The 9,516-nt window shown below is 49.1% G+C and carries 9 protein-coding genes, 1 tRNA gene and 1 pseudogene; 1 reads left to right on the forward strand and 10 read right to left on the reverse strand.

Translation table 11 applies throughout. The annotated features are described in order from the left end of the window. Positions 1–65: 65 nt before the first annotated feature. The 10 genes from spoIIE to spoVT form a co-directional block, all read right to left on the reverse strand. The gene (spoIIE, locus tag BM058_RS15565; protein ID WP_090928173.1) at positions 66–2,564 is read right to left on the reverse strand and encodes a stage II sporulation protein E; all 2,499 of its coding nucleotides are present in this window, start codon (positions 2,562–2,564) and stop codon (positions 66–68) included. A 305-nt stretch (positions 2,565–2,869) separates the two neighbouring features. Further along, positions 2,870–2,946 (reverse strand) — tRNA-Met (locus BM058_RS15570). A gap of 163 nt (positions 2,947–3,109) precedes the next feature. Next, positions 3,110–3,523, reverse strand: coding sequence for a S1 domain-containing RNA-binding protein (locus BM058_RS15575; protein ID WP_090928175.1), 414 nt, complete (start codon positions 3,521–3,523; stop codon positions 3,110–3,112). A gap of 84 nt (positions 3,524–3,607) precedes the next feature. Continuing rightward, the gene (locus tag BM058_RS15580) at positions 3,608–4,006 is read right to left on the reverse strand and encodes an FtsB family cell division protein (protein WP_245737039.1); all 399 of its coding nucleotides are present in this window, start codon (positions 4,004–4,006) and stop codon (positions 3,608–3,610) included. A 31-nt stretch (positions 4,007–4,037) separates the two neighbouring features. Beyond that, positions 4,038–4,610 (reverse strand): spore cortex biosynthesis protein YabQ, encoded by a 573-nt coding sequence (gene yabQ, locus BM058_RS15585; protein WP_090928176.1) that lies wholly within the window; start codon positions 4,608–4,610, stop codon positions 4,038–4,040. Further along, positions 4,607–4,903 (reverse strand): sporulation protein YabP, encoded by a 297-nt coding sequence (gene yabP / locus BM058_RS15590; protein ID WP_090928178.1) that lies wholly within the window; start codon positions 4,901–4,903, stop codon positions 4,607–4,609. Before yabP ends, yabQ begins: the two co-directional genes overlap by 4 nt. 74 nt (positions 4,904–4,977) lie before the next feature. Continuing rightward, entirely contained in the window at positions 4,978–5,235 is a 258-nt protein-coding gene (locus BM058_RS15595; protein ID WP_090928180.1) for an RNA-binding S4 domain-containing protein, read from the reverse strand. Then, entirely contained in the window at positions 5,222–6,736 is a 1,515-nt protein-coding gene (gene yabN / locus BM058_RS15600) for a bifunctional methyltransferase/pyrophosphohydrolase YabN (protein WP_090928182.1), read from the reverse strand. Before yabN ends, BM058_RS15595 begins: the two co-directional genes overlap by 14 nt. Further along, complete coding sequence (locus tag BM058_RS15605; RefSeq protein ID WP_090928184.1) at positions 6,733–8,349, reverse strand: putative polysaccharide biosynthesis protein; 1,617 nt, start codon at positions 8,347–8,349, stop codon at positions 6,733–6,735. Before BM058_RS15605 ends, yabN begins: the two co-directional genes overlap by 4 nt. Positions 8,350–8,461: 112 nt before the next feature. After that, positions 8,462–9,001 (reverse strand): stage V sporulation protein T, encoded by a 540-nt coding sequence (gene spoVT, locus BM058_RS15610; RefSeq protein ID WP_090928191.1) that lies wholly within the window; start codon positions 8,999–9,001, stop codon positions 8,462–8,464. Between the two features lie 296 nt (positions 9,002–9,297). On the opposite strand from spoVT, the pseudogene BM058_RS18655 reads away from it, so the two are divergent. Further along, a pseudogene (locus BM058_RS18655) lies at positions 9,298–9,516 on the forward strand (IS110 family transposase); the annotation flags it as partial.

Raw genomic sequence — 9,516 nt, forward strand, 5'->3', positions numbered from 1 at the left:
CCCTCCGTTTCTGGTATTATTTACATCTTTGACGGAGGAGAAAAAATATATACCCACTGGCTCCCTCATGCTTTCTTCCGTTTCAGTGGGATGGTTCGTCCTGCAGGGATAGCCGCCCATTCCGGGATGTTGCGCTGAATAGATGCTGCCATGACCGTCATATCATCCGGGATATTTCCCCGCGAGGCCTTAATCACCTGCTCAAGCAGATAATCAGCCATATACTGCGGATTGTCTGTATTCTTTTGGGCGATCATTCGTTTCATCCATATTTCCTTATTTTCGATTTCAATGGCTGCATCGAAGAGACCGTCGCTCATCATAATGACCATATCGCCCTCTCTCATCTGCTCTGTGACCACATCAAGCTCGGCGTGTTCCACCATGCCAATCGGCAGATTTCCAGCTTCAATCTGCTTTACTCTTTCGCCCCGTTTTATAAAACCAGGAAGGGAACCGATTTTAATAAACCGTCCCCGGGCTGTCTGCAGATCCATTAAAAAGAGATCAAGCGTTGAAAACATTTCTTCATGCGAACGCAGGCTTAACACTGAATTAATGGAACGAACCGCCGTTGTTTCATCCATCCCGGACGCAAGAATGGTTTCTAAGATTTCAAGCGCGGAACTGCTCTCCCGGTTAGCTTTGCCGCCGCTCCCCATACCGTCACTTATAGCCATAACGTATTTCTTCGTACCGATATCCATAGCAGCATGACTGTCCCCGGATACCCATCTCCCTTCTTTAGCGACGACAGCCGCTCCGGTTTCGACGACAAATGTTTGGGCAGAGGTGAATGTAACATTCATATAATCGGTTATTTCTTCATATGGCTCTTCGCGATCCACCACAATATGTTCATGTAAAATATCCGAGAGCATTGGAGCGATGATTTTTTCGGCCTTTTCTTTTCCGGAAGGTTTTGAGACACTCATTTCCACTTCCACATTTCCTTCATCCAGCCTGTATATATCCACATGTCCAATATCCAGCCCAGCTTCCTGCAGCGCTTCATGGATCTCTTCTTCCTGAAGGTGGTGGGCTTCTTTTTCCTTTTGGATTTCTCTTGCAAAGTTGTTCATCACATGCGACACGCCCTGCAGTTGTTCAGCCACCAGCCGGCGGCTTTCATTCATTTGCCGGGCGAGTACTCTTTTTGTCTCTTCCCGCTGCGTTTCTTCGGCCATGACTTCTATCATCCGCTTGTCATAGTGACAGTAGTTTTTCCAGTAATTTGCCGTGCGTGGCGTGACGCGGCCGTTTTCCTCCAGTTCCTCCGCCAGTTGTGTCATACCATCATAGGTCTGCTGGAACTGTCTGACCCAGCACCGTTCTTTCAAAAAACACTGCTGGCATGTTTTTTCGGTCACCCTGCTAAACATATCATCATTCTCCCGGCTGTTTGTCTGCTCCCGGTTGTCTGTATCCGCTCCCGACTCAAAGCTCGTGGATAACGTCTGAAATAATTGGGAAAACTGTTCCACTTTCATTGCCGTGACATCCCGGATTTTTTTCGTATGTTTCTGCTGTTCACGGGCATATTCAGGGGTGCCCGGAATATACTTTTCAATAAACGCTGTCACAACCCGCGGCGTCAACAGAAATACACCGACAGCGGCAGCTGATTCTGCCAGGGTGAGCGAAACACCGCTCAGACCATCCCCGTACAGAGCAATCAAAGCCGTTCCAAGCAGCATACCAATACTGACACCTATCTTTCCCCCTTCTTTCAGAAGTCCGCCCAGAAGTCCTGCGAATGCAAGCAGGCTCATTTGATATAAATTGGCAATAGAAGCAAGACTCAAAACAAGTCCGGCTATCACACCGACAGACGCCCCTATCGCCGCACCTCCGGTAAAAGCAAACAACATAACCAGATAACGGGCCAGCATATGTTCTGCCGCCATCCCGTATACTACCCAGCCGATAGCGCCGGTCATCACTGAGGCCAGAAGAATAATGAAGCAGATAATCTCCTCGTGTTTCAACGGCTGCCTTCTCTTTTTCGTTATAAGCAGAGGAAGGCTCTGTAAGAATATCATGGTCAGCATAAAGCTTAGACCGGCTTCCACACCGGCCATGACGACCGCATACGGAGTGACAGCTCCTTCCGCGAGCCAAACGACTACAGTACGCGCGCCTGCTGTAGCGGTGAATACGGTCATTGGCAGCGTCCACGCCGTCTTCCATCCGTATCTGCTCATCCATTCATACAGCGCGATAAACAGCGGAACTGCGGCAACCGCAAAAGCAGCATGCAGCACAGGACCACTAAGTATTCCGACCATTAATCCGGCAGCTCCAATCACCGCTTTTTCCCGGCGCCACGCATATACCACGGCAAAAAACGGCACGGCAAACGGAAATAACTCAGCCAGCAGTACGGCCCGTCCAAGCAGTACACCTGTAATAAACACGAGAGCTCCCCACTGGATAAACAATCGTTCCATTCCGGCTGCCATCTTTTTTTTCCAGCGGTTTCGAACGGTCAGCATTTTCTTTCCAGCCGCTTCCAGAAGCGGCTGGACTTCTTCAGCACGACGAACCAAGTCTTTTCCGGACATGACATGCACCACCTGCTTTTTGAATGATAGGACTCATTATAAGGGCAGGGAGATTCAATGTTTGTCAAAATAAGCAGTCCCGTCCGAAAAATCCTTCGACGATTTCCTGTTCCACGTGAAACACGGCACAGTGGTAGTTCGTAAAGGATCGACAACAACAAGAGGCCAAATTGAAACAATATCTTACAGCGGACAAACAGGAATAATGGAGGAGAATGAAAAGAATCATAGAAGGAGGGAGAAATTAAAAAAAGCCTGCTTTTTGCACGTGTTGGGATGCGAAAAGCAGGCTGTGATATTATGTATGGTAGCGGCGGAGGGGATCGAACCCCCGACCTTACGGGTATGAACCGTACGCTCTAGCCAGCTGAGCTACGCCGCCTCATGCCGGACAACAAGAATGATTATATAATGATAAAAGGGGGAACGTCAACCTCCTTATAAAAAAAACTGCCGGACGTTTCGCTCCGGCAGCAGGAAGAAGGATAGATCTTCGTGTATCCACGATTTCTTTTCCCTATTTATCACTCCTGGAGACAGTAGGTTTATTTTTTGGAACCACCGCCGCGTTTAGAGTCTGTCTGTTTCCGCAGGGAAGAAAGGCGCTCTTCACTGTCTTTCATGAACCGGCTCATCTTTTCTTCAAAGGATAACGGACGCTGCTGGCCTTTGTTCCCACTTCCGTTTCCGCCGCGTCCACCTTTGGGACGGTCATCTTTCGGACGGTCCACCGCTTTACGGATAGAGAGACTTATTTTCCCATTGTCTTCCACCTTCATCACCTTTACCGTCACTTCATCGCCGACACTTACGTACTCATTAATGTTCTCTACATACTTGTCCGCTACTTCACTGATATGGACCAGTCCCGTTTTACCTCCCGGCAGCTCAACAAATGCTCCAAAGTTGGTGATTCCCGTGACCTTCCCCTGTACCTTGCTGCCTTCTTCAATTGACATTTAAAAAATGCTCCTCCTTATTTTCGCGCTTGATCTTAACTGCGTTAAAATCACTATTATTATACCCGTCCGCTGAAAATAGTGTCAATCTGCGCTTTCCGCCGTTTTTTCCGGAAGTTTATACAGGGTTTCCCCCGGCTTGGTTAAATAATAATCCCGTCTGGCAATTTCGGCTATGTAGTCCAGATCATTATAATTTTTCACTTCCTGCTTTAATTCCGCTTCTTCGGCCTTCAGGTTCTCCATCTTCTGCTCCAGCTGGGCCCGTTCTGTTTTTTTGGCCTCCAGCGTCGTCAGCTGCGATGTGAGCAGGACGGCAAATACAACGGCAAGTGCCGCTCCAAGCGCTCCTAAAGCTGTCAGACGGCGGGTCAGACCACGTTTATGCTTTCCGGCTTCCACCTGCTGTCTTTCCTGTTTCTTTTCTTCCTGCCGGACGTAGGAACGGTTCATTTCGGTAACTTTTTTTTCTTTTGATACCAAGCTCTATCCCTCCGGTCTAAAGTACTTGTAATTAATCTTTTTTGCGGAACATCAGGGCATCGACTGCTTTTTTTATAAAGGTTTGGACAGGGGCGGGGAGTACGCGTTCCGCTGCGGGGCGGAACACGTGGATGAACCCCTTCAGCGGCATGAGAAGAATCCGAAGACAAAGGAACAGAAAATTTCTAATTATCGTTAGTCCTATCATAACGGAGGAGACGGCCAGTTGCAATATGAAGTTCAGCGGATGCAGGATGAGTATCTTCACAACAGCACTGAATATTCGGTACATCTGGTTTACCGTCCGGCAGAAAAACTCAAGTATCCGAAGAAAAGAAGCCCGTCCCAAGTACCGGTATAACAAAAATCCCAACGCCAGCACAGGGAAAATATAAAAACGAAGATCCCCGCTGTTCACCCAAAAAAGAACATAAAACACGATTAGAGCCTGCAGGAACCAAAACAGTATATCGCCTCCGGCTCTTATCCAGGAGCTTGGGATCAACTGTACAAACAGGCGTTCATATATATCCAGAGAAATGCCGGTGCCGACTCCCATGACAAGCATGGCCGCCATTGTCTGAAACTGCACCGCCAGCGTCATTTAAACAACTTCCCCAGAAAACCTTTTGACTTCTCCTGCGCTGCATCTACATATACAAGGTCGTCCACTTTCCCTTCAATGGATATAACCCCTTCATGCACATCCAGGTTCTTTATATGAAGCTGATTTCCCCTGACAGACAAAAAACCCATCGACGTTTCCAGTAAAAACTCTTCATTATCAAAGCTTTCAACTTCTTTCACACCGGTTATTTCAAGGCTTTTCCGGCTTTTCATGACAACTTCATGTGTTGCTTCGGGCTGCCTGAATACCGGTTCTTCAGAAAAGGACATAGCAGATGCTCCCTTCACGGATATAGCTTGTATTTCATCTATATGTCCTTCCCGCCAAAGTTAGTCCTTGTTTTTTACGAAAGCGGCTCTTCTTTCAGCAGCGTATACATCGATTCCGAGGCTTCTTTTTTCGTTGAGTCCTGGATTTCATCCACACGCACCGTAATCACTTTGGTTCCAAACCGGATAGTGATTTCATCACCGGTAGTGACTTCCGTTCCTGCTTTTGCCTTATTGCCGTTCACTGATATTCTTCCCTGCGATGCTACTTCTTTGGCCAGGGTCCTTCTTTTAACTAAACGGGAAACTTTCAAAAATTTATCGATTCTCATGACGTTCCTCTCCTTTGCTCTCCTTTTTGGCCTCTTCCCAGAAGCTGTCCATCTCCTCAAGTGTTGCGTCTTCCGGACGGCGCCCCTGTTGTTTCAGCGTTTCTTCAATATAGACAAAGCGTTTCCTGAATTTACGATTAGTCATATGCAGCGCTTCTTCAGGGTACAGCTTATAAAACCGGCCGAGATTCACGATAACAAACAGTAAATCGCCGAATTCTTTTTTCATGGATTCCATAGAGCCGTATTTCACTTCATACAGCCATTCTGCGAGCTCTTCCTGGAGTTTTTTCCACATCGGCGCATCATCGTTCCAGTCAAAACCGGCTCTTCCTGCTTTTTTCTGCAATTCATACGCCTGCATCAATGCCGGCATGGAAGCCGGGATGTCCTCAAGCAGCGAAGCGGGAGGGGGCCCCGTTTTCTCCTTTTCCTTCACAGCTTCCCAGTTTTCATTCACCTGTTCCTCGGTTTCCGCCTGCTGCCCTCCGAACACATGAGGGTGCCGCCGGATCATTTTTTCTGTTAACGTCCCGATCACATCCCCTATTGTGAAGTACCCGTCTTCTTCACCGATGCGGGCATGAAGCAGCACCTGCAGCAGCACATCTCCGAGTTCTTCCTCAAGGTGCTCATCATCCTGCTCATCGATGGCATCCAGCACTTCATACGCTTCCTCAAGCATGTATTTTTTCAGGGATTCATGGGTCTGTTTTCTGTCCCACGGACACCCATCCGGTGCCCGCAAAGCGTCAATTACCCTGCGCAGCGTGGAGAATTCCCGGTACATCATTTCTTCCTCCCGAACCGGAGGTATGTAAAGAGCAGTCAGATTATCCACCTGCGCCACACGATCCAGTTCATACAGCGGCAGATCACGCAGGGTTTCTGAATCCATTCCGGCCGCAGTGACCAGGGTAACACCGTAGTCATCCGGATATTTTTCCATCAATGTCAGTTTCACTTCCGAGGCGCTCATTTGATCATAGACCTGGCTGATGATGATATGCTGGTTCATCTGGATATTATCAACGTGCAGCGCCGTGGCATCCAGCAGCTGAAACCCGTCATTTGGATCTATCTGCAGAGCGGTGAACATAGGGTCCAGAAAGCTCTGTCCTCCGCCTGCAATGACGTGGATATGTCCGTTTCTCTTCTCTTCCAGCAGTCTTTGCACGGTTTCTTCCGCCGTCATCGGATGGCCTGGAACGGCGTAATAAATATCGTTGTGCTCCGCCGCTGCCTGCAGCAGCTCGTCGGTAATAGAGGCATACACTGCTTCAAATGCATCATACTGCTCATACAGACCATCAAAACTGTGAAACGAAATCCCTTCCTGTTTCAGTTCTTTTGCGGCGGGATGCTCTTCTGTCCGGAGATACAGCCGTTCTGCTTTTGTCAATGTCTTATACGTGCCAAGCGGCAGACCGGATAAATCACCAGGACCGAGTCCGACTATATGTATCACAGGGACATTCGAATGCGTGTCTTGTTTTGTCATCGCTTTTCTTCTCCTTTCGATTTTGACGGGCTGTCCAGATGATGAAAAAGCGGCAGATGCATCCGTTCTTCTTCTGTGAACAACCCCCATTTTTTCACCAGGACAGCCTGAAGCACAACCCCTGCCGCCGTGGCAGTCAGTGCCTGGCCGGCAGCCGGAAGCCGGTTCGTCCCGGCAGAAAGCAGGTCATACCCGGCGTTCATCCCTGCTAAAAGCAGCACCATAAGTGCAAGAGACGCTGCAAGCTTCACTATCCACGTTCCAGACGGCAGCCGGACTGCCTGAATGCGGAACATAGAAATGCTGGTGCACCCTGCCGTCACCGCCATTCCAAGCACTGTAGCTGCCGCTGCTCCCCCAATACCAAAAACCGGGAGAAGCATCACATTTCCCGCCGCTTTCACCACCACGCCCAGTCCAAGAAACAGCACAGGAAGAATGAATTGATAGTGCCCCTGCATAACCGCAGACGTAATCATGATTATGCCGCTGAACAGGAGTGCCGCTGAGAGTATGCGGAGAGCCCCGGTTCCTGCCTGGTTTTCAAACAACATAATATTCACCGGTTCCGCTATCATAATCAAACCGGCTGCCGCTGCGCTGCCGGTAAAGAGAGTAAGCCGCAGCGCGAATCCAGCGTACGCTGCGGAACGATCGGCGCCCTCTGTCGTTTTTTCTTTTTGAATGAGCGGCACAACCGTCATTGCAAAGGACGTGGCGAGAACCGTTCCGAATTGCAGCAGCGGCTGTCCGCGGTCAAAAATACCTTTCAGAGCTTTCGCCTGTTCCGCATCAGCGGCCTGTCCTGTTAAGACACGCACGACGGTGAAGGCGTCCACCCATTGGTACAAAAGAAAAATCATGGCGCCGGACGCAGCCAAAAGTCCGCGGACCAGCAAGGCCCCGCCGATTTCTTTCACACGCTGGATGACTTCAGAAACAAAAACAGGACCAGGATTATCTCTGCGTCTCCAAATAACATAGAGATACCCGGCACTTGCGGCAGCACCAAGAACCGACGCAGCTGCAGCAGCCTCACCGGCAGCATAAGTACCAAAACCGTTAAACACCACCAGGGCGGTAAATCCTATAATCGCTCCAGACCGTATGACCTGTTCTGTAAGATGGGAAACGGCAGCAGGCTGCATATTCCCAAGGCCCTGGTAATAACCACGGACCATTGATATGAATGGCACCAATACGAGCACCAGCCCAGCCTGGCGCAGAATACCCGCAAGCTGCGGGTCTCCCATCCAGGAAGCGATAAACGGGGAAGTAAAAGCAAGCGACGTGAAAAGAAGTCCGTGAAGGAGAAACAGCAGGACAAACGCAGCGCGGGCTGTCACTTCAGCTTCTTTTGGATTTTGGTCTGCTCCCTGCTCCATGATCATACCGGAAAGAGCGACCGGAAATCCATACATCGCTGTAATCATTGCTGTCCCCAGCAGAGGATAGACCTGCTGGTAGACATACAGGCCCTGATCTCCTGCCATATTCTGATAAGGCACCCGGTACAAAGCACTCAATACTTTGCCTGTAAAAGCAGCCGCCGTCACAAACATGGCACCTTTCCACCATCTGCTGTTGTTGCTGTCTCCACCGGTCATCATCATCTCTTCCTTCCTCTAGTCCCCGAGTATACCATATGATAAACAAAAAGAAGGAACCCCGGCTGTTTCAGGTTCCTTCTTTATTCGGATGAGACGATGACTGGTCTTTTCTTTGTTACTGTTCCATCTGCCTGGCCAAAAACCCGGAAGCGGTTTCGAGCAGTTTGCCCGAAATGGCTTCATCCACCTTGTCATCCTTAGCTATCATGACAACAGCACCAATGGGATCGCCATTTGCAATAATCGGTGCCACCGCGTATCCTTTCATCGTTTCTTCGTGATCGCTGACCATATTATAGTCGCCTTTCATGGATGTCACTTTCGTTTTTCGTTCCGTAATGGCGTCTTCGACCACCCGGCCGATACTTTTGTTGGCGTAGTCCTTTTTGGCTCCACCCGATACCGCTATATAGGTGTCACGGTCTGCGACCAGGATAGGGTGATGAAGGGTGTCGTACAATGCTTCCGCGTACTCTTTTGCAAAGTCCCCCAGCTCAGAAATCGGGGAATACTTTTTCAGAATCACTTCACCGTCCCGGTCGACAAAAATCTCCAGCGGGTCCCCTTCCCGGATACGGAGGGTGCGGCGGATTTCCTTTGGAATGACCACCCTTCCCAGATCATCGATACGTCGTACAATACCAGTTGCTTTCATCACGTTGGGCTGCCTCCCTTTCTGCTGTTGGTTTTCCTAAGATGGATAAGAGACAAAATAAAGGCTTCTTTTCGAATTCTGTGCTCTGATCAGAGACAAAAAACGCTGTGCCTGATTCCTGTATTGTCTTTATTATCCACGAGCAGAAAAGAACTATTCATCCGTTTTCAAAAAAGGAGCATTCCTGTTAGGGGAAAATGTGGGTTTTGAACAAAAAAGAGCCCCCTTGGTATAGTACGGAGTGTCCGATGAAAAATCATCGGCCTCTAACCCAATAGAACCAAGGAGGACTCACCATGTATTATACGCAAAATGAAAAACTCACGCAAATCACCTCTAACACCCTCATTATTGGCGTAGATATCGCGAAAAACAAACAGGTGGCTCGTGCTTTCGATGACCGCGGCTTTGAATTTGGAAAACGAACCAGCTTCTCCAATGATAGAGAAGGCTTCGAAGCTTTTCTACGGTGGGCAGCCATGCATCAGGAAAATCATCACAAGACCGACATGATT

Source organism: Salibacterium qingdaonense, assembly GCF_900114715.1.
GTDB classification, from domain to species: domain Bacteria; phylum Bacillota; class Bacilli; order Bacillales; family Marinococcaceae; genus Salibacterium; species Salibacterium qingdaonense.